The sequence below is a fragment of the Actinomadura nitritigenes genome, from assembly GCF_017573545.1.
GTDB lineage: Bacteria > Actinomycetota > Actinomycetes > Streptosporangiales > Streptosporangiaceae > Spirillospora > Spirillospora nitritigenes.
Window position 1 is genome coordinate 13,567 of sequence record NZ_JAGEOK010000031.1, and the last position, 18,153, is coordinate 31,719.

The window sequence follows — 18,153 nt, forward strand, 5'->3', positions numbered from 1 at the left end:
GCGCAGAGTCGGCGGCATGACGACGAAACCGGCGCAGACGGCCATCGAGGTGGCCGGGCTGCGGAAGAAGTTCGGAGACAAGGTCGTGCTCGACGGGCTCGACTTCGAGGTGCCCCGGGGGACGGTCTTCTCGCTGCTGGGGCCGAACGGCGCGGGCAAGACCACGGCGGTGCAGATCCTGTCCACGCTGATCGGCGCGGACGGCGGGCAGGCGCGGGTCGCGGGCCGCGACGTCGCGCGGGACCCCGAAGGGGTGCGGCGCGCGATCGGCGTGACGGGCCAGTACTCGGCGGTGGACGGCCTCCTGACCGGCCGCGAGAACCTGATCCTGATGGCCGACCTGTACCGGCTCGGCCGCGCGGAGGGGCGGCGGCGCGCCGATGACCTGCTGGAGCGGTTCGACCTGGTGGAGGCGGGCGGGAAGCTCGCGTCCACCTACTCCGGCGGCATGCGGCGCAAGCTCGACATCGCGATGACGCTGGTCGGCGACCCGCAGATCATCTTCCTGGACGAGCCGACGACGGGACTGGACCCGCGCAGCCGCCGGGCGATGTGGGACCTGGCGCGGGGCCTGGTGGCCGCCGGCGTGACGATCTTCCTGACGACCCAGTACCTGGACGAGGCGGACCGGCTCGCCGACCGGATCGGCGTGCTGAACGGCGGCCGACTGGTCGCGGACGGCACGTCCGAGCAGCTCAAGCGGATGGTGCCGGGCGGGCACGTGGTGCTGCGGCTGGCCGGCCCGGACGGCTTGGACGCGGCGGCGCGGGTGCTGCCGGTGTCGGCGCGCGACGACGAGGCGCTGACGCTCCAGGTGCCGAGCGACGGCGGCGTCCGGTCGCTGCGGGTGCTGCTCGGCCGCCTGGAGGACGAGGCGATCGAGGTGGAGGAGTTCTCCGTCCACACCCCCGATCTGGACGACGTGTTCCTCGCCCTCACCGGCGACGCTCCGGACGGCCCGGGTGCGCCAAGCGGCACGGAGAACCCAGGCGCCTCCACCGACATCACGCAGGACGACGACCGGAAGGCGGCTTCGCGATGACCGCGCTCTCCCAGGTGGCGGCGGACTCGGCGACGATGCTGCGCCGCAACCTCCGGCACGCGCTGCGCTACCCGGCGCTGTCGTTCAGCTCGATCATGACGCCGATCCTGTTCCTGCTGCTGTTCGTGGGCGTGTTCGGCAAGGCGCTCGGCAAGGGCGTCGGCGGCGTCGACTACATCGACTACGTGACGCCGGGGATCATCCTGATGGCGGTGGCGTCGGGCTGCATGTCGCCGTCCGTGGCGGTCGCGGTGGACATGACGGAGGGCGTCATCACCCGGTTCCGCACGATGCCGATCGCGCGGTCGTCGCTGCTCACCGGGCATGTCGCCGGCAGCATGATCCAGACGCTGACCAGCCTGGTGCTGGCGGTGCTGGCGGCGGTCGCGATGGGCTACCGGCCGGACGCGGGGCTCGGCGGCTGGCTCGCCGCGGCGGGCCTGATGGTGCTGCTGACGTTCGCGCTGACCTGGTTCGCGGTGGCGCTGGGGCTGCTGGCGAAGGGCCCGGAGGGGGCGAGCAACTCGCCGCTGATCATCCAGTTCCTGCCGTTCCTCGGCAGCGCGATCGTCCCGCCGGACTCGATGCCGGCCGGGGTGCGGTGGTTCGCGGAGTACCAGCCGTTCACCCCGATGATCGAGGCGCTGCGGAAGCTGCTGATGGGCCGGCCCGCGGGGCATGACACGGCGGTCTCGATCGCCTGGTGCGCGGGCGTCGCGGTGGTCGGCTACCTGTGGGCGAAGTGGCTGTTCAACCGCGATCCGTCGCGCTGACCCAGACGTCCAGCGCCGCGCGGGCGGCGGTCCGCAGCCCGTCCCGGCCGAGGCCGGCGTAGGCCGACACCGCGTCGGCGTACGCCGGCCCGTCGGCGTCCTGGGCTGCGCGGCGGACGGCGGCCGGGGCCATCGTCGGCTGGAACGTCCGGACGAAGTTCAGCCGCTCGGCCAGGGCGATCATCCGCGCGGCGCGCGCCCGGTCGCCGCCGCGGGCGAGGTCCACCATGGCGAGGGCCACCAGGATCCCGCCCTGGACGGGCAGGTCCATGAAGAACGCCGGCACCGGCAGCGGCGGGTCGGCCAGCAGCGCCGCGAGCTTGGCGGGGAGCCCGGCGACGACGTCCGGGACGAGGTCGAGCCGGCCGTGCCGGGCGTGCGCGACGACCGCGGCGATGTGCGTCTCCAGCGTCCAGGGGTCGAACTCGGGCTCGACGGACGGGTCCGCGTCGTGCTTCAGCCGGCCGACGGCCTCCCGCCACAGCCGCAGCCCGGTGCCGGTGTCGCCGCGCCCGAACGCGAGTTCGGCGCGGGCGCCGAGGTCGAAGGAGGCGGTGCCGTACGAGTCCTCGGGCCCGTGGGTCAGGGACCGGTCGAGCCAGCGTTCCGCCTCGTCGTGCTCGCCGAGGTGGAGGTTGACGCCTGCGATCGCCCAGTGCAGCCCGAACATGTCCCGCCAGCCGTGGCGCTCCATCAGCCGCAGCGCGGCCAGCAGGTGCGTCAGGGCGAGTTCGCTCTCGTCGACCTGCATGAGCAGCTCGCTGAGCCGGGAGTGGGCGGCGAGCCCGACCCAGGGGGTGACCGGGGCCTCGATCGCCTTCAGCGCGACCTCGGTGGCGGCGAGCGCCCCCTGCAGGTCGCCGTTCCGTTCGAGAACGTATCCGGCGAGGACGTCCGCGATGCCGGCGAGGAGGGGCGCGTCGCTCGCGCGCATCTCGTCCAGGACGGTGGAGTCCTTCGCGAAGATCTCGGGCGCGGACCGGATGACGAGCGCTATCGCGCCGCCCAGCGTGGACGGCGACGGCGGCGGCAGGCGCCGCAGCGCCACCAGCGTGCGCGTGATCTGCGGGCCCTTCAGCACCAGCGAGATCATGGAGCAGAGGGCGAGGGCCGTCCGGGCCGTGGCGACCTGCGCGGGCTCCGGCCGGAACATGGTCAGCGCGCCCGACGCCTCCCCGGCGAGCGCGGACAGCCGGGTGAAGGCGGACTCGATCGTCCAGAGCGCCCCGAGGACGGCCGTGACGGCCGCGACCGTCGGGCCGTCACTGCGGGCGAGCCCGTACCGGAGGGCCTGCTGGAGGTTGTCCTGCTCGGCCCGGACGAGGTCGATCGTGTCGAACGGCTCGGCGTCGAAGAGCCGCTCGTGGTGCGCCGTCCCGAACTCGCGCGCCCAGGCGAGCAGCCCGTCGACGGCCCGTTCCGTCTCGCCGGCCTCCTCGCGGTACGCGGCGCTGAACTCGCGGACGCTCTCCAGCATCCGGAAGCGGGCGCCGGCGCCGGTGTCGGTGACGACGAGCAGGGACTGGTCGGCGAGGTCCTCCAGGACCTCCAGGACGCCGTCGCCGACGAGGTGGCGGGCGGCGCCGGCGGTGAACCCGCCGGGGAAGACCGACAGCGCCCGCATCGCGGCCCGCGACCGCGGGGTGAGCAGGGTCCAGCTCCAGTCGACGACCGCGTGCATGGTGCGGTGCCGGGCGGGGGCGTCGCGGGCGCCGCCGCGCAGCAGCGCGAACCGGTCGTCGAGCCGGCGCGCGATCTCCGCCACCGACATGATCCGCACGCGCGCCGCCGCCAGCTCCACGGCGAGGGGCAGTCCGTCGAGGTGCCGGCACAGCTCCCGGACCCGCTCGCGGGGCAGCTCGGCGTTCGGGCGGGCGGCGCGGGCGCGCTGCTCGAACAGCTCGGCGGCCGTCGCCTCGTCCAGCTCGGGCAGCGGGTACACCGTCTCCGACGACAGCCCGAGCGGCGCCCGGCCGGTGGTGAGGACGCGCAGGTCGCGGGTCATCGAGACGAGCGCGCCGACCAGGTCGGCGGCCGCGGACACGACGTGCTCGCAGTTGTCCAGCACGAGCAGCGCCGGACCGGGGCCGAGGGCGTCGGCGATCCCGGCGACCTCGTCGGCGGGCCCGGCCATCAGGGCGGACGCGTGCCGCGCCTCGCCAACGCCGAGGGCGGACGCGACCTCGCCCGCGACGTCGCCGTCCGGCGCGACGCCGGCGAGCGGGACGACGTGCACCGTCCGCTGCTCGGCCTCCCGCGCGACGGCGTGCGCGAGCCGGGTCTTGCCGAGGCCGCCCGTCCCGACGATCGAGGTGACGCGGGAGGTGCGCAGCAGGCCGAGGACATTCGCGATGTCCGCGGCGCGGCCGAGCAGCGGGTTCGGGTCGTGGACGATGCCGCGCCGCACGACGGGCACGGCGTCGGCGTCGGTGCCGCCGGCGGTGTCGGCGGCGGTGTCGCGCAGCAGCTCCCGGTGGACGGCGCGCAGCGCCGGGCCGGGATCGCTGCCGAGCTGGTCGCGGAGGGCACGGCGGTAGGTCTCGAACCGCGCCAGCGCGGCGGGCGGCCCGGCGGTCGCGGCCTCGCTGCGCAGCAGTTCGGCGAGGATCTCCTCGTCGTGCGGGTGCTCGGCGGCGAGGGCGGTGAGCGGGCCGGCCGCCTCCCCGTGGCGGCCGAGCCGGGAGAGCGCCAGCGCGCGGCCGCGGACGAGGTCGCGGTAGGTCCGGGCGCGGTCGGCGCGCAGCAGCGAGAGCGGGTCGTCGCCGGACGCGTCGGGCGGGCCGTCCCAGAGCGCGAGCCCGTCCTCGGCGTGCGCGAGCGCGGCGGCGTGGTCGCCTTCGCGGGCGCTGCGGGCGCTCCTGGACGCGCCGGCCAGCACGGCGGACGCGTCCACGGCCGGTTCGTCGAGCCCGAGCCGGTAGCCGGACGGGGTGCTGACGATGACGTCGGAGCCGAGCTGCGACCGGGCGCGGGACACGACGACCTGCAGCGCCTTCGCCGGGTTCTCCGGCCGCTCGTCCGGCCAGAGCCCCTCGACGAGACGGGCGGCGCTGAGGCCGGTGCGGTGCTCGCCCGCCAGGAGCGCGAGGAGGTCGCGGAGCCGGGGGCCGGTGATGTCGCGCCCACGGCACGAGACCCGCGATAACAGCGCGAGTTCGACGTTCACCCGGTCCGGCTTCACACCGACAGGGTAGAGCGTGTCACCCCAACTCGCGATAGGTCGCGAGTTGGGGGATCGGGGGGTGGAATCGGGCGATGGGTTCGGGTTGCGGGAGCGGGTGTCAGTTCGACCGGTAGTGGCGGCGCAGGGCGATGCCGGCGGCGACCCCGCCCGCCAGCGCGCCCGCGCCCGCGGCGGCCGGCAGCGCGACCATGGTCACCTTCCGGCCCGTCCGGAAGTCGTGGATCGGCCAGCCGTTCTCCCTGGCGTGCTCGCGCAGGGCCCCGTCGGGGTTGACGGCGTGCGGGTGCCCGACCGCCGTCAGCATCGGCAGGTCGTTGATCGAGTCGCTGTAGGCCGAGCAGCGGGACAGGTCCAGCCCCTCGCGCGCCGCGAGCGCCCGGACGGCCTCCGCCTTCGCCGGCCCGTGCAGCAGGTTCCCGACGAGCCGCCCGGTGTAGACGCCGTCGCGGGTCTCGGCGACGGTGCCGAGCGCTCCGGTGAGCCCCAGCCGGTGCGCGATCGTCCGGGCGACCTCGACGGGCGTGGCGGTGACCAGCCAGACCTGCTGGCCCGCGTCCAGGTGCTGGAGGGCGAGGGTGCGGGTGCCGTGCCAGATGCGGTCCGCCATCACCTCGTCGTAGATCTCCTCGGAGAGCCGGACGATCCCGGCGACGCGCTGCCCGGCGACGAACGCCAGCGCCGCCTCCTTCGCGCTGCCGATGTGCTCGGAGTTCTCCGTGCCGCGCAATCGGAAGGCGGCCTGCCCCCAGGCGAACATGGCCAGGTCGCGCATGGTGAACAGCTTGCGGGCGGCGAGGCCGCGCGCGAAGTAGTAGATGGACGCGCCGCGCATCATCGTGTTGTCGACGTCGAAGAACGCCGCCGCGGCGGGGTCCGGCTCGGGGAGCGGGCTCGGTTCGGCCGCCGCCGCGGCGGCCGCCTCCCCGGCGCTCACGGGGTCCTCGTGCTTGCCGCGCTGCCAGAATCGCCGCATACGCCCGAGCCTAATCAATGCGCGCGTTCCGGCCGTCGTCCCGCGCCTCATTGCGATCGTTGTCACTGGCGCCGTCACCCGTGCGTTCACCGGCGCGTCCGGCGGCGGTCACCAGGCGCTCGCGCAGCAGCGCGCGGAAGCGCGGATCGGGGCCGGGATCGGCGGCCCCGGGCCGGTCCGGGCGCAGCCCGTCGAGCCGCGCGCCCGCCCCGGTCCTCTTGCCGTGCCTGCTCCTCACGTCCGCCTCCTCACGCCCGCAAGAACGACCGGACGGCGCGACGGGTTACGGCCCGACCTTAATTGACAGTTCATCCAATAAGTCTCGCGGCGGCCGGCGGCGCGACCCGAACGGCTAGGGGTGCAGGTCGGCCGGGAGCATCCGGGCGAGCGAGCGGACGGCGCGGTACTGCAGCGCCTTGATCGCGCCCGCCTTCTTGTCCATGATCAGCGCGGTCTCCGCGACCGACAGCCCGTGCATGAACCGCAGCACCACGCACTCCTGCTGCTCCGAGCCGAGCCGCCGGACGGCGGCGAGCAGCGTGCGGTGCGTCATCGCGTCCAGGACGGCCCGCTCCGGCCCCTCCTGCGAGCGCTCCGGCTCGACCGGCTCGGCCGTGCAGACCTCCAGCCGGTAGCGGCCCGACTTGAAGTGGTCCGCGACGAGGTTGCGGGCGATGGTCACCAGCCAGGCGCCGAAGTCCTTGCCCTGCCAGCGGAAGTCGCGGATGCGCCGGAGCGCGCGCAGGAACGTCTCGCTGGTGAGGTCCTCGGTGAGGGAGTGGACGCCGACGCGGTAGTAGACGTACCGGTAGACCAGCTCCACATAGTGGTCGTAGAGCGAGCCGAACGCCTCGGCGTCGCCCTCGCGGGCCCGCAGGACCAGCGCCTTGAGGACCTCGGCACGGTCGGCGCCGGGGGCGGACTCCCGGGAACGCCGAGGAAGCGGGACGACCCGGGCTTCGAGAGCCAAGCTGCTCATGCAGTTCTCCTCGGGGCGTACGCGACCTCCGACGCGATCTGCCACTCTAGATACCGATCCGTACGGCAGGCAATGGGCGGTGAGCCCTCCCCGGCCGCGAATCCGTGCGCGGAGCCGCCGTCCGAGGTGCCGCGTGAAGACGGCGGTTACCTCTCATCGCCCGCCATCGGGCACCATGGGGTCGCCATGGTCGATGCCCTCATCGCGTTCGTTGCGACCCTTGGTGCCCTCGCGGCCACCGGGTTGCTCGTCCAGCGCGCCTACAAGGACCGGCTGCTCTACCTCATCGCCTGGTCGTTCACACAGGTCGGACTGACGCTCGCGCTGCTCTGCATGGCCATCGGCTTCATGGCCGGCTACAACGGCCTGTTCTTCCGCGTCATGGAGCTCGGCGCGGCGCTGATCGGACCGGTGTGGCTGGCCCTCGGCATGATCGAGCTGATCGCCCGGTACGTCCAGGTCCGGTTCGCCGCCTGGCTGTTCACGATCTCCTACACGGTCGTCGCGATCGTCATCCTGCTGGTCGACCCGCTCAAGGGCTCGCTGTCCAAGAGCCTGCCCAAGCCGAGCGCCACCTACGACGCCCTGCCGCTGCTGCTGATCGACGGCGCGCACGTGGTCGCGGTGATCGCGCTGGTCGGCTGCACGGGCGTCACCGCGTGGCTGGCGAGCAAGCAGGACCGCGAGGCCGGCGAGCTGCTCATCCCCGTCGCGCTCGTCGCGCTCGCGGGGGTGCTGGTGGTCAGCGGCACCCGCGGGTTCCTGCCCGCCCCGCTCGCGATCATCGCGCTCGGCGGCGCCGCCGGCCTCGTCTGGTACGGCGCGATGCGCACCATCCCGGTGTACGAGGACGACGAGGGCTACGACGAGTACGGCGAGGAGTACGCCGACGAGCCCGCCGGCGGCTACGAGGAGCAGGCGTACGCCGCGCGCTCCGAGCCGGTCCCGGCGCCGACGCCGGCCGGCGACTCGCGGCGCGGCGAGCTGCGCTTCCCCGAACCGGCGCCCGCCGAGGAGCTGCGCTTCCCCGAACCGTCCGCGCTGGAGGCCGCGGCGCCCGCGGCGCCCGCGGCGCCCGCGGGCTTCGACCCGTCCGCCTTCGGCCCGGACCCGGCCGGCCCGACCAGCGTCGACGGCCCGCCGGCCCTTCCGGAGCCCGCGCTGCCCGGCGGCGCCCTCGCGGGCCCGCTCGGCGGGCTCGGCCCGTCCGGCGCCCTGTCCGGAAGCGGCCTCCCCGACGGGTGCGGCCAGATCACCGTCTACACGCTGCTGGACGGCCGGGAGGACGCCTTCGACCGGCTCGCCGCCGAGCTGGTGAAGGCCGTCCGGGCCGTCGAGCCGGACACGCTGGTCTTCACCTGCCACGAGGTGGTGAACGGCCCCACCCAGCGGATCTTCTACCAGCTGTTCCGCAACGACGCGGCGTTCGCGGTGCACCGGCGCCAGCCGCACCTGCAGCGGTTCCTCGCCGAGTCCCGGACGCACGTCCTCGCCACGAACGTGATCGAGCTGCGGCTCGGCGCGGCCAAGCTGCCGCTGCCCGCGCCCGACCACCAGGGGAGGTGACCGTGCCGTCCGGAGACCAGGGCCGCGAGGTCCGCATCACCCTGCTCGGCAAGCCGGGCTGCCACCTGTGCGAGGACGCCCGCGCGATCATCGAGCGCGTCGCGTCCGAGCTGGACGTGCCGTGGGACGAGCGGGACATCACCCGGTCCGAGGAGGACACCCGGGAGTACTGGGAGCAGATCCCGGTCACGCTGATCAACGGCGTCCAGCACGACTTCTGGCGGGTCGACGAGAACCGCCTGCGCGCCGCGATCGCCAAAGCCCGCGGCACCGCCTGACCCACCCGGCCTGACCCGCCCGCCCCACCCGGCCTGACCCGCCCTCCCGGGCGGCCCGGGCGGCCCGGGCGGAGCGCCGCCGGAACACGCCGGAGCACCGGCCGGGCGCTGGAACGGCGGGCCGGTGAATGTCTCGTCGGTCACACCGCGCCCGCGCCGCGCCGGGCGGCCCGCCGCGGGTACGGTCACGAAACCCGCTGCTGGGCGGGCTTCGGGCGGCGGTGCGCGTACCGGGCGTCCCGCCCGTTCACCGGGGGGCACTTTGTGCGCGTATTCACAAAGGCTTAACCTGATGGGTAGCCCTGGGGCGGTCCGGCCGCGGCCGTGCGGTCCGGCCACGAGCCGGGGTGAGGGGTTCTCGGGCCCCGCCCCCAGCGTCGAGCCCCGAAGAGCAGGCCGTGACATCTCGACAGAACCGCAACCACCGCGACCGCGCGGACCGCGGCATCCCCGAAGCCACCGTCGCGCGCCTGCCCGTCTACCTGCGGGCCCTCACCGGGCTCCAGGAGCGCGGTGTGGCGACCGTCTCGTCCGAGGAACTGGCCGCGGCGGCCGGGGTGAACTCGGCGAAGCTCCGCAAGGACCTGTCCCATCTGGGCTCCTACGGCACCCGCGGAGTCGGGTACGAGGTCGAGTACCTCGTCTACCAGATCTCACGTGAGCTTGGCCTCACCCAGGATTGGGTGGTCGCCATCATCGGTGTCGGTAACCTGGGCCGTGCATTGGCCGGTTATGGCGGATTCGCGTCCCGCGGATTCCGGGTGGCCGGCCTTCTCGACGCCGACGAGGCGATCGTCGGCCAGGAGATCTCCGGCATGACCGTGGAGCACACCGACCGGCTCGAGGACGTGATCGCCGATCACGGCGTGTCCATCGCCGTGATCGCGACCCCGGCGGCCGCCGCCCAGGGGGTGTGCGACCGCGTCGTCGCCGCGGGCGTGACGAGCGTCCTGAACTTCGCGCCCGTCGTGCTGTCGGTGCCCGACGGCGTCGACGTGCGGAAGGTCGACCTGTCCATCGAGCTGCAGATCCTCGCGTTCCACGAGCAGCGCAAGGCCGGGGGGCCGGGTGACTACGCCCCCCTGGAGAGCGGCGACGCCCCTCCCGGCGCCACGCAGTACGTAGAGGCGGTTGAAGCATGAGCGGGACGGAGCGGCGCGGCGTCGCCTGGACTGAGGAGCGGCGGGAGCGAGGAACGAGCGACCAGAGCGACGAGGGAAGGCGGCGGCGCATGGAGCCGCGTAGGCCCGCGGGAGACGCAGCATGAGCGGGACGGAGCGGCGCGGCGTCGCCTGGACTGAGGAGCGGCGGCGGATGGAGCCGCGCAGGCCCGCGGGAGACGCAGCATGAGTGTGTTGGTGGTGGGGCTGAGTCACCGGAGCGCGCCCGTGCCGGTGCTGGAGCGCACGGCGGTGACCGGGGACGACCTGGCGAAGCTGCTGCACGCGGTGCACGAGTCCGCGAACGTCGCGGAGACGGCGATCGTGTCGACGTGCAACCGGGTCGAGATCTACGCGGTGGTCGACAAGTTCCACGGCGGTGTCTCGGCGATCTCCGAGCTGCTGGCGCTGCACTCCGGCGTGCCGCTGGACGAGCTGTCCCGGCACCTGTACGTGCACTACGAGGAGCGGGCCGTCCAGCACGTGTTCGCGGTGGCGTGCGGGCTGGAGTCGATGGTCGTCGGCGAGGGCCAGATCCTCGGGCAGCTGCGGAAGGCGTTCCGGCTCGGCCAGGACGAGGGGACGCTCGGCCGCGACCTGCACGACGTGCTGCAGCAGGCGCTGCGGGTCGGCAAGCGCGCGCACGCCGAGACCGGTATCGACCAGGCGGGCGCGTCGCTGGTCAGCGTCGGCCTGGAGGTCGCGCAGCGGCACCTCGGCCCGCTGGACGGCGTGCGGGCGCTGGTCGTCGGCGCGGGGTCGATGAGCTCGCTGGCGGCGGCGACGCTGAGCCGCGCCGGGGCCCGCGAGGTCGTGGTCGCGAACCGCACGCACGCCAACGCGGTCCGGCTGGCGGAGTCGCTGGAGGTGCCGTCGCGGGCGGTGGAGCTGGCGGCGCTGGACGCGGCGATCGCCGACGCGGACCTGGTGGTGTCGTGCACGGGCGCGACGGGCCTGGTGCTGACCGCGCCGCAGGTGGCCGCGCAGGGCGTCGGGTCGGACGGCCGGGACCGGTTCTTCCTGGACCTGGCGCTCCCGCACGACGTGGACCCGGCCGTCGGCGCGCTGCCCGGGGTGCGGCTCGCCGGGCTGGACGAGCTGCGCACCGCGCAGGAGGCCGCGCAGGCGATCGGCCCCGAGGCGGTGGACGCGGTCCGGCGGATCGTCCGGGACGAGGTCGAGGCGTTCCTCAGCGCGGCCCGCGCCGCCGCCGTCGCGCCGACGGTGGTCGCGCTGCGCACCAAGGCCGCGGCGGTCGTGGAGTCCGAGCTGACCAGGCTCGCGGGGCGGCTGCCGGAGCTGGACGAGCGGACCGCCAAGGAGATCCAGCAGACCGTCCGGCGGGTCGCCGACAAGCTGCTGCACGCGCCGACCGTCCGGGTGAAGGAACTGGCGGCGGCACCGGGCGGCGACTCCTACGCCGACGCGCTGCGCCGGCTGTTCGACCTGGACCCGAAGGCGCCGGTGGCGGTCGCGCGCGCCGACATGGACGCCGACGCCGACGCCGGGGAGCCGGCGCCCGGGAGCGCCGCGGCGCCCTGGAGCGGTTCCGCGCGTACGGTGGAGGGGGCCCCTGCGGCGGACGAGGCCGCCGGGGCGCGGGTCGCGGACGCGGCGAAGGCCGCGGAGGTCGCCCGGGTGACGCGGGTGGAGTGCGCCGAGGCCGACTGCGTGAGCGGCGCTCCCGCGGACGCCGCGGCGGACACGGTGGACGCGGTCGACGCCGGCACCGTGAACGCGCAGGCCGAGAGCGTCCGGGCGGTCAGCGCGCGCGGCGCCGCGCCGCGCGATGGGGAACAGTCGTGACCGCGGGGGCCGTGGAGCGGGCCGCCCGTCACCGCGGTCGGAGCCGAGCAGTGAGTGGAGCAGCGCATTGAGTACCGCGGACAGGGGCCCGCTGCGGCTCGGCACCCGCAAGAGCCTGATGGCGATGACGCAGTCGCGGCTGGTCGCGGACGCATTGACGGAGCGGACCGGGCATGCCGTGGAGCTCGTCGGGGTAACCACCGAAGGTGATGTCTCCAAGGCGCTGCTCGCCCAGATCGGCGGGACCGGTGTCTTCGTCAACGCGCTGCGCGACACGCTGCTGGCCGGTGAGGTGGACTTCGCCGTGCACTCGCTGAAGGACCTGCCGACCGGGCCCGCGGAGGGGATCGCGCTCGCCGCGACCCCCGTCCGCGACGACCCGCGCGACGCCCTGTGCGGCCCCTGCAAGCTGGCGGACCTGCCGCGCGGGGCCCGTGTCGGCACCGGGTCGCCGCGCCGGGTCGCGCAGCTGCGCGCGATGCGCCCGGACCTGGACGTCGTGGCGATCCGCGGCAACGCCGACACCCGGCTGCGCAAGGTCGCCGACGGGGAGCTGGACGCGGTGGTGCTCGCGCACGCGGGGCTGCGCCGGATCGGCCGGCTGGACGCGGTCGCCGAGGTCTTCGATCCCGACCAGATGCTGCCGGCGCCCGGGCAGGGCGCGCTCGCGCTCGAATGCGCCACCGGGAGGGACGACCTGCGTGCGCTGCTTGGAACGGTCGACGATCCGATGACCAGGGCCTGCGTCACCGCGGAGCGGACGGTGCTCGCCGTCCTGGAGGGCGGTTGCTCCGCGCCCGTGGGAACATACGCTGCCGAAGTAGAAGAAGAGCTGCATCTGACCGCGACCGTCGCCGCGTTCGACGGGAGCCGGCAGATCAGGCTGTCCGCAAGCGGCCACCCGGACGACGCCGAGAGGCTGGGGCGCGACCTCGCGCACCGGCTGCTCGCGCAGGGGGCCGACCAGTTGATGGGGGAGCGCGATTGAGCCCCGCTAGCCAGAGCCCCGCCCGCCCGGGGGCCGCCGGCACGGCAGGATCGACCACTGCCGGATCGACCACGGCCGGGAGGCCGAGCCGCACCGCCGACCCCGGCACGGTCGCGATCGTCGGCATGGGCCCGGGCGACCCGGGCCTGCTGACGCTGCGCGCCGCGGCCGAGCTGGAGCGCGCCGACACCGTCGTGGTCAGCCGCGCGTACTGCCCCGCCGAGATCCTCGCGCACTGCCGCCCGGACGTGGAGATCCTCGACACCGCCGAGGGCGACCCGGTGAAGCTCGCGTCGCGCGCCGCGAAGGCGGGCCGCCGCGTCGTCCGGCTGTTCCACGGCGACCCCGGCGTCGTCTGCGGGCTGGCCAAGGAGGGCGCCGCGCTGCACAAGGCCGGGGTGCCGTTCGAGGTCGTCCCCGGCGTGTCCGCCGTGACCGGTGTGCCCGGCTATGCGGGCATCCCGCTGACCGACCCCGAGCACCGCGAGTTCCGGTTCGTCGACGCCTCCGACGGCGGCGTCGACTGGGAGGAGTTCGCCGGGTCCGACGCGACCCTCGTGATCTTCGGTGTGGAGGGCTCCGTCGCCGAGGTCGCCAAGGGCCTGGTCGCGGCCGGCCGCCCCGACTCGACGCCCGCCGCGATGACCAGCCTCGGCACCACCACCGAGCAGGAGACGGTGGTCTCCACCCTGCAGAGGCTGGCGTCCGACACCAAGGGCATGGAGGCCCCCGCGATGATCATCGTGGGGGACGTGGTCGGCTGGCGCGACAAGCTGTCCTGGTTCGAGACCAAGGCGCTGTTCGGCTGGCGGGTGCTGGTGCCGCGCACCAAGGAGCAGGCCGCGTCGCTGTCGGACCAGCTCCGCGGGTACGGCGCCGTCCCCGACGAGGTCCCGACGATCTCCGTCGAGCCGCCGCGCACCCCGCAGCAGATGGACCGCGCCGTCAAGGGCCTCGTCACCGGACGCTACGAGTGGGTGGTGTTCACCTCCACCAACGCGGTCAAGGCCGTCCGGGAGAAGTTCGTCGCCTACGGGCTGGACGCCCGCGCGTTCGCCGGGCTGAAGGTCGCCGCCGTCGGCGAGCAGACCGCCGCCGCGCTCGTCGAGTTCGGCATCCACCCCGACCTGACCCCGTCCGGGCAGCAGTCCAGCGAGGGCCTCGCCGAGGTGTGGCCGCCCTACGACGAGGACCTCGACCCGATCAACCGGGTGCTGCTGCCGCGCGCCGACATCGCCACCGACACCCTCATCGCCAAGCTGACCGAGCTCGGCTGGGAGTGCGAGGACGTCACCGCCTACCGGACGGTCCGGGCCGCGCCGCCGCCCGCCCCGATCCGCGAGGCGATCAAGGGCGGCGGGTTCGACGCGGTGCTGTTCACCTCGTCGTCCACGGTGAAGAACCTGATCGGCATCGCCGGCAAGCCGCACAACGTGACGGTGATCGCGGTGATCGGCCCGCAGACCGCCAAGACCGCCGAGGAGTACGGGCTGCGCGTCGACGTGATGGCGCCGAAGCCGTCGGTGTCGGCGCTCGCGGAGGCGCTCGCGGAGTACGGTGCGAAGCGGCGGGCGGCCCAGATCGAGGCCGGCGACCCGCTGCGCAAGCCCAGCCAGATGCGCCGGGGAGCCCGGCGCCGCAAGTAGGAGTCCGCCGACCGGGCCCTGCGCCGCCGCGCCGGGCACCGGGAAAGAAGGATCATGTCTGCTCAGTTCCCCGTCGCCCGGCCGCGGCGGCTGCGCCGCACGCCCGCCCTGCGCCGGATGGTCGCCGAGACCACGCTCGCCCCCGCCGATCTGGTGCTGCCGATGTTCGTCAAGGAGGGCATCTCCGAGCCGCAGCCGGTCGCGTCGATGCCGGGCGTCGTGCAGCACACCCGCGACAGCCTGCGGAAGGCCGCGCACGAGGCGGCGGAGGCCGGCGTCGGCGGCCTCATCCTGTTCGGCGTCCCGGCGGTCAAGGACGGCGTCGGCTCGGCCGCCGACGACCCCGCCGGGATCGTCCAGCTGGCGCTGCGCGACCTGAAGTCCGACCTCGGCGACGCGACCGTGGTCATGACGGACCTGTGCCTGGACGAGTACACCGACCACGGGCACTGCGGCATCCTCACCGCCGCCGGCGAGATCGACAACGACGCGACGCTGGAGCGCTACGCCTCCATCGCCGTCGCGCAGGCCGCCGCCGGGGCCCAGGTGGTCGGCCCGTCCGGGATGATGGACGGCCAGGTCGGCGTGATCCGCGAGGCCCTCGACAAGGGGGGCTACAGCGACGTCGCGATCCTGGGGTACTCGGTGAAGTACTCCTCCGCCTACTACGGCCCGTTCCGCGACGCCGCCGAGTGCGCCCCCCGGTTCGGCGACCGCGCCACCCACCAGCAGGACCCGGCGAACGCCGAGGAGTCGCTCCGCGAGGTGTTCCTCGACATCGACGAGGGCGCCGACATGGTGATGGTGAAGCCCGCGGGCCCCTACCTCGACATCGTCCGGCGCGTCCGCGACGCCGTGGACGTCCCCGTCGTCGCCTACCAGGTCAGCGGCGAGTACGCGATGATCGAGGCCGCCGCCGAGAAGGGCTGGATCGACCGCGACCGCACCATCATGGAGTCGCTGCTGTCGATCCGCCGCGCGGGCGCCGACATCACCCTCACCTACTGGGCCACGGAAGTGGCCAAGAAGCTGCGCTGACCCGGGAGACGCCCCCCGGAACCGCCGGGGGAAAGCTCCAATGATCATGGGCGGGTAGTTACTTAGGGTCGTTTTGGCAGGGGCGCCGTGTCTGGCGCGGCGCGGCGCGGGCATCATCGTCTATCAAGAACCCACGTTCGACCTTGGGTATTGGGGGGCGGAGATGCTGGCGGTCTCGGGGAACAGGCGGCAACGGGCGGCGCGCGACCGGATGGCCTCGGCCGCCCTGGAGTACGCCGCGATGGGCTGGCCCTGCTTTCCGGGGGCGCATCCGCCCGCCGCCGGCGACCGGTCCTGCTCGTGCGACCGGATCGGCTGCCCCGACCCGGCGGCGCATCCGGTGTCGGCGGCGTGGGCGCACCAGGCGTCGGCCGACCCGGACCGGATCCGGCGCTGGTGGTCGCAGCGCCCCCAGTCCAACATCATCCTGCCGACCGGCCGGGTCTTCGACGTGTTCGACGTCCCGTCCGCCGCCGGCGCCGCCGCCCTCGACCGGATCGCCCGCGACGACCTGCCGGTCGGGCCCGTCGCGAACCTCGGGGACGAGCGGTACCTGTTCTTCGTCGCCACCCGCGGCGCCCCCGCCGACGAGGACGAGTGGTGGTCGTGCCACCTCGACACCTCGCCGGAGACCGTGGCCGAGACGCCCGGGATGCGGTGGCACTGCCGCGACAGCTACGTGGTGGCGCCGCCGTCGATGCTGGCGTCCGGCAAGGAGGCCGCCTGGGTGCGGCCCCCGCGGGACGAGCCGCTGCCCGACCCGCTGCGGCTCCTGGAGGTCCTCGCCGACAGCTGCGAGTGACCGGCCCGCGCGGGCCGGTCCCGGCCCGCCGTCAGCGCGGACCGGCCCCCGCCCGCGGTCGGTGAGGACCGGTCCGGCCCGCGGTCAGCGCGGCGCCTTGATCGCCTTGCGGCCCCAGGCGGAGTACGACGTCGTGATGATCTGGTTGCGGCCCTTCGCCGGTCCGGCCCGCAGCCACAGCTTGACCGGGCGGGACGAGCCGTCCAGCTTGAGCGCGAAGCTGATCTGCTCGACGCCCGTGGCGCGCGCCATCTCCGCGTACAGCGCGCCCGATCCGGGCGCCTGCGCGAGCTTGGCGACGGGCGCCTCGCCCCTGTACACCCCGCCGGACTCGCTCAGCGTCGAGGCGGCGTTCAGCAGCGTCGTCACCGCGGACACCGAGCTCCCGCGACGCACCTGCTCGGCCAGCCCCGGGTAGCCGCGCCCGCCGACGGGGGACGGCCGCCACTTCTTGCCCGCCCGCAGGAACACCCGGTCGCCGACGATCACGGCCTGGGCCCGCTTGCGGGTCTTGGCGGACCCCGACAGCGTCATCGAGTACGACGGCTCCGTCCCCTTGACCAGGCCGAAGGTGCCCTGCGCGATGCTGGGCGCGCCGCAGCAGCCGGTGCGGTGGAAGCTGAACCGGGCGCCGGGCGCCTGGTCGGTGGCCTCGGTGATGCGCGCCGCGAGCGGCGCGGGGGCGACGCCCCCGGGCGGCGCGGACGGCTGGGGCGTGCTGCTCTGCGCGGGCGACGGGGTCGGCGGCGTGGCGTCGCCCTTGCCCGACTTCACGAGGACGAAGCCGCCCGCCACCGCGCCCGCGATGACGACCGCGGCGATGGCGGCCGCGATCCGGCGGTTGCTGGAGCCGCGCGCGGCGGTCTGCCCGGTGGCGATGACCTGGTTGCGGCCGGTGGTGCGGGGCACCTTGGGCTTGGCCGGCTCGGGCTGCATCGCGGCCTGCGCGGCGAGCTCGGTGAGCCGGCCGCGGCCCTGCGCCTCCCACGACGGCCCGTACGCCGCCACGGCGGCCTCTTCGAGGGCGCCGAGGTAGTCGGCCGCGGTCTTCGGGCGCGTCTCCGGGTCCTTCGCGAGGCCGTGCTCGATCAGCTCGCGCAGCGGCCCGGGGACCTCCTCGGCCGGGATCGGCGCCTCGCGGTGCAGCCGCGCCATGTTGCGCCCGGCGTACGGAGGGTGCCCGGTGAGGCACTCGAAGAAGATCGCCGTTGCCGCGTACAGGTCGGTGGCGACGGTGGCGGACGCCCCGTCCCACAGTTCCGGCGCCGCGTAGGCGGGGGCGAGCTGCGCTTCGGTGCCGGGCGCGGCGGTCGCGAAGTCGGTGAGGCGCGCGTTGCCGTCGCCGTCGACGAGGACCGCGGACGGCCGTACGGCGCCGTGCACGACCTCGAGGGCGTGCGCGGCGGCGAGCCCCAGCAGGGTCCCGCCGAGCAGCGACAGGGCCGCCAGCGGGCCCGTGGGGCCCTGCGCGGCCAGCACCCGGCGCAGCCCGACCCCGTCGACGTACTGCATGACGACGGCGGCGCCCTCGGGGGCCTCGACGAAGTCGTAGAGATCGGCGACGTTCGGGTCCTCGAGCTGGGACAGTGTGCGCGCGGACGCACGGAACCGCGCCATGAACGCCTCGTCGGCGCGCAACCCGCCGACGAGGTACTTGATCGCGACCTTCGTGCTGGTCATGTCGTCGACCGCCAGCACCACCCGGCCCGCGGCGCCGTCGCCCAGTTCCCGCTCATGGGTGAAGCCCGGGACCGTCCAGCCGTCAACCACGTTGAAAGCCATCCCTCCGATACGGCGGACGCCGGTGAAGATAAGGGGCGCCTCACGTACGGGCGCCGATGTCGTACTTGGTGGAATATCGGCCCGTACCGGGCGAGGTCAAGCGCAGTCGCCGAACTGCAACTGAGAGACTGGAAAC

At 74.5% G+C, this 18,153-nt stretch carries 15 protein-coding genes; 10 read left to right on the top strand and 5 right to left on the bottom strand.

What is annotated here, in order from left to right; all coding sequences use genetic code 11:
• Window positions 1-16 precede the first annotated feature (16 nt).
• Complete coding sequence (locus tag J4557_RS37120) at window positions 17-1,042, top strand: ATP-binding cassette domain-containing protein (protein ID WP_208271484.1); 1,026 nt, start codon at window positions 17-19, stop codon at window positions 1,040-1,042.
• Complete coding sequence (locus J4557_RS37125; protein WP_208271485.1) at window positions 1,039-1,815, top strand: ABC transporter permease; 777 nt, start codon at window positions 1,039-1,041, stop codon at window positions 1,813-1,815. Before J4557_RS37120 ends, J4557_RS37125 begins: the two co-directional genes overlap by 4 nt.
• Here J4557_RS37125 and J4557_RS37130 read toward each other — a convergent pair.
• From J4557_RS37130 to J4557_RS37145, 4 genes are all read right to left on the bottom strand, one after another.
• The gene (locus tag J4557_RS37130; protein WP_307800422.1) at window positions 1,793-4,996 is read right to left on the bottom strand and encodes an ATP-binding protein; all 3,204 of its coding nucleotides are present in this window, start codon (window positions 4,994-4,996) and stop codon (window positions 1,793-1,795) included. The genes J4557_RS37125 and J4557_RS37130 overlap by 23 nt on opposite strands.
• Before the next feature lie 100 nt (window positions 4,997-5,096).
• The gene (locus J4557_RS37135; RefSeq protein ID WP_208271486.1) at window positions 5,097-5,972 is read right to left on the bottom strand and encodes an HAD family hydrolase; all 876 of its coding nucleotides are present in this window, start codon (window positions 5,970-5,972) and stop codon (window positions 5,097-5,099) included.
• A gap of 10 nt (window positions 5,973-5,982) precedes the next feature.
• Complete coding sequence (locus J4557_RS37140) at window positions 5,983-6,210, bottom strand: hypothetical protein (protein WP_208271487.1); 228 nt, start codon at window positions 6,208-6,210, stop codon at window positions 5,983-5,985.
• A gap of 114 nt (window positions 6,211-6,324) precedes the next feature.
• On the bottom strand, window positions 6,325-6,951 hold the full coding sequence (locus tag J4557_RS37145) for a sigma-70 family RNA polymerase sigma factor (protein ID WP_208271488.1): 627 nt from the start codon (window positions 6,949-6,951) through the stop codon (window positions 6,325-6,327).
• Window positions 6,952-7,137: 186 nt separating this feature from the next.
• Here J4557_RS37145 and J4557_RS37150 point away from each other — a divergent pair, with 186 nt between their 5' ends.
• From J4557_RS37150 to J4557_RS37185, 8 genes are all read left to right on the top strand, one after another.
• Window positions 7,138-8,517: a putative quinol monooxygenase gene (locus tag J4557_RS37150; protein WP_208271489.1), complete on the top strand. Its 1,380-nt coding sequence runs from the start codon at window positions 7,138-7,140 to the stop codon at window positions 8,515-8,517.
• Window positions 8,518-8,519: 2 nt separating this feature from the next.
• Window positions 8,520-8,795 (top strand): glutaredoxin family protein, encoded by a 276-nt coding sequence (locus tag J4557_RS37155; RefSeq protein ID WP_208271490.1) that lies wholly within the window; start codon window positions 8,520-8,522, stop codon window positions 8,793-8,795.
• Between the two features lie 398 nt (window positions 8,796-9,193).
• Entirely contained in the window at window positions 9,194-9,937 is a 744-nt protein-coding gene (locus tag J4557_RS37160) for a redox-sensing transcriptional repressor Rex (protein ID WP_208271491.1), read from the top strand.
• Between the two features lie 204 nt (window positions 9,938-10,141).
• On the top strand, window positions 10,142-11,761 hold the full coding sequence (locus J4557_RS37165) for a glutamyl-tRNA reductase (RefSeq protein WP_208271492.1): 1,620 nt from the start codon (window positions 10,142-10,144) through the stop codon (window positions 11,759-11,761).
• A gap of 118 nt (window positions 11,762-11,879) precedes the next feature.
• Entirely contained in the window at window positions 11,880-12,749 is an 870-nt protein-coding gene (gene hemC / locus J4557_RS37170) for a hydroxymethylbilane synthase (RefSeq protein ID WP_243776963.1), read from the top strand.
• Window positions 12,746-14,395 (top strand): bifunctional uroporphyrinogen-III C-methyltransferase/uroporphyrinogen-III synthase, encoded by a 1,650-nt coding sequence (locus J4557_RS37175; RefSeq protein WP_279576323.1) that lies wholly within the window; start codon window positions 12,746-12,748, stop codon window positions 14,393-14,395. The genes hemC and J4557_RS37175 overlap by 4 nt, the downstream gene beginning before the upstream one ends.
• Window positions 14,396-14,449: 54 nt before the next feature.
• Window positions 14,450-15,433, top strand: a complete 984-nt coding sequence (hemB, locus tag J4557_RS37180; RefSeq protein WP_208271494.1) for a porphobilinogen synthase — start codon at window positions 14,450-14,452, stop codon at window positions 15,431-15,433.
• Between the two features lie 163 nt (window positions 15,434-15,596).
• The gene (locus J4557_RS37185) at window positions 15,597-16,235 is read left to right on the top strand and encodes a bifunctional DNA primase/polymerase (RefSeq protein WP_208271495.1); all 639 of its coding nucleotides are present in this window, start codon (window positions 15,597-15,599) and stop codon (window positions 16,233-16,235) included.
• A gap of 84 nt (window positions 16,236-16,319) precedes the next feature.
• On the opposite strand, the gene J4557_RS37190 is transcribed toward J4557_RS37185, so the two are convergent.
• The gene (locus tag J4557_RS37190) at window positions 16,320-18,017 is read right to left on the bottom strand and encodes a serine/threonine-protein kinase (protein ID WP_208271496.1); all 1,698 of its coding nucleotides are present in this window, start codon (window positions 18,015-18,017) and stop codon (window positions 16,320-16,322) included.
• Window positions 18,018-18,153: the final 136 nt, after the last annotated feature.

Excerpts from the sequence above, each read along its gene's own strand:
- J4557_RS37185 (WP_208271495.1), top strand. The coding sequence starts at position 15,597 with ATGCTGGCGGTCTCGGGGAACAGGCGGCAACGGGCGGCGCGCGACCGG.
- J4557_RS37125 (WP_208271485.1), top strand. The coding sequence starts at position 1,039 with ATGACCGCGCTCTCCCAGGTGGCGGCGGACTCGGCGACGATGCTGCGC.
- J4557_RS37165 (WP_208271492.1), top strand. The coding sequence starts at position 10,142 with ATGAGTGTGTTGGTGGTGGGGCTGAGTCACCGGAGCGCGCCCGTGCCG.
- hemB (WP_208271494.1), top strand. The coding sequence starts at position 14,450 with ATGTCTGCTCAGTTCCCCGTCGCCCGGCCGCGGCGGCTGCGCCGCACG.
- J4557_RS37150 (WP_208271489.1), top strand. The coding sequence starts at position 7,138 with ATGGTCGATGCCCTCATCGCGTTCGTTGCGACCCTTGGTGCCCTCGCG.
- J4557_RS37145 (WP_208271488.1), bottom strand. The coding sequence starts at position 6,951 with ATGAGCAGCTTGGCTCTCGAAGCCCGGGTCGTCCCGCTTCCTCGGCGT.
- J4557_RS37120 (WP_208271484.1), top strand. The coding sequence starts at position 17 with ATGACGACGAAACCGGCGCAGACGGCCATCGAGGTGGCCGGGCTGCGG.
- J4557_RS37190 (WP_208271496.1), bottom strand. The coding sequence starts at position 18,017 with ATGGCTTTCAACGTGGTTGACGGCTGGACGGTCCCGGGCTTCACCCAT.
- hemC (WP_243776963.1), top strand. The coding sequence starts at position 11,880 with ATGGCGATGACGCAGTCGCGGCTGGTCGCGGACGCATTGACGGAGCGG.
- J4557_RS37135 (WP_208271486.1), bottom strand. The coding sequence starts at position 5,972 with ATGCGGCGATTCTGGCAGCGCGGCAAGCACGAGGACCCCGTGAGCGCC.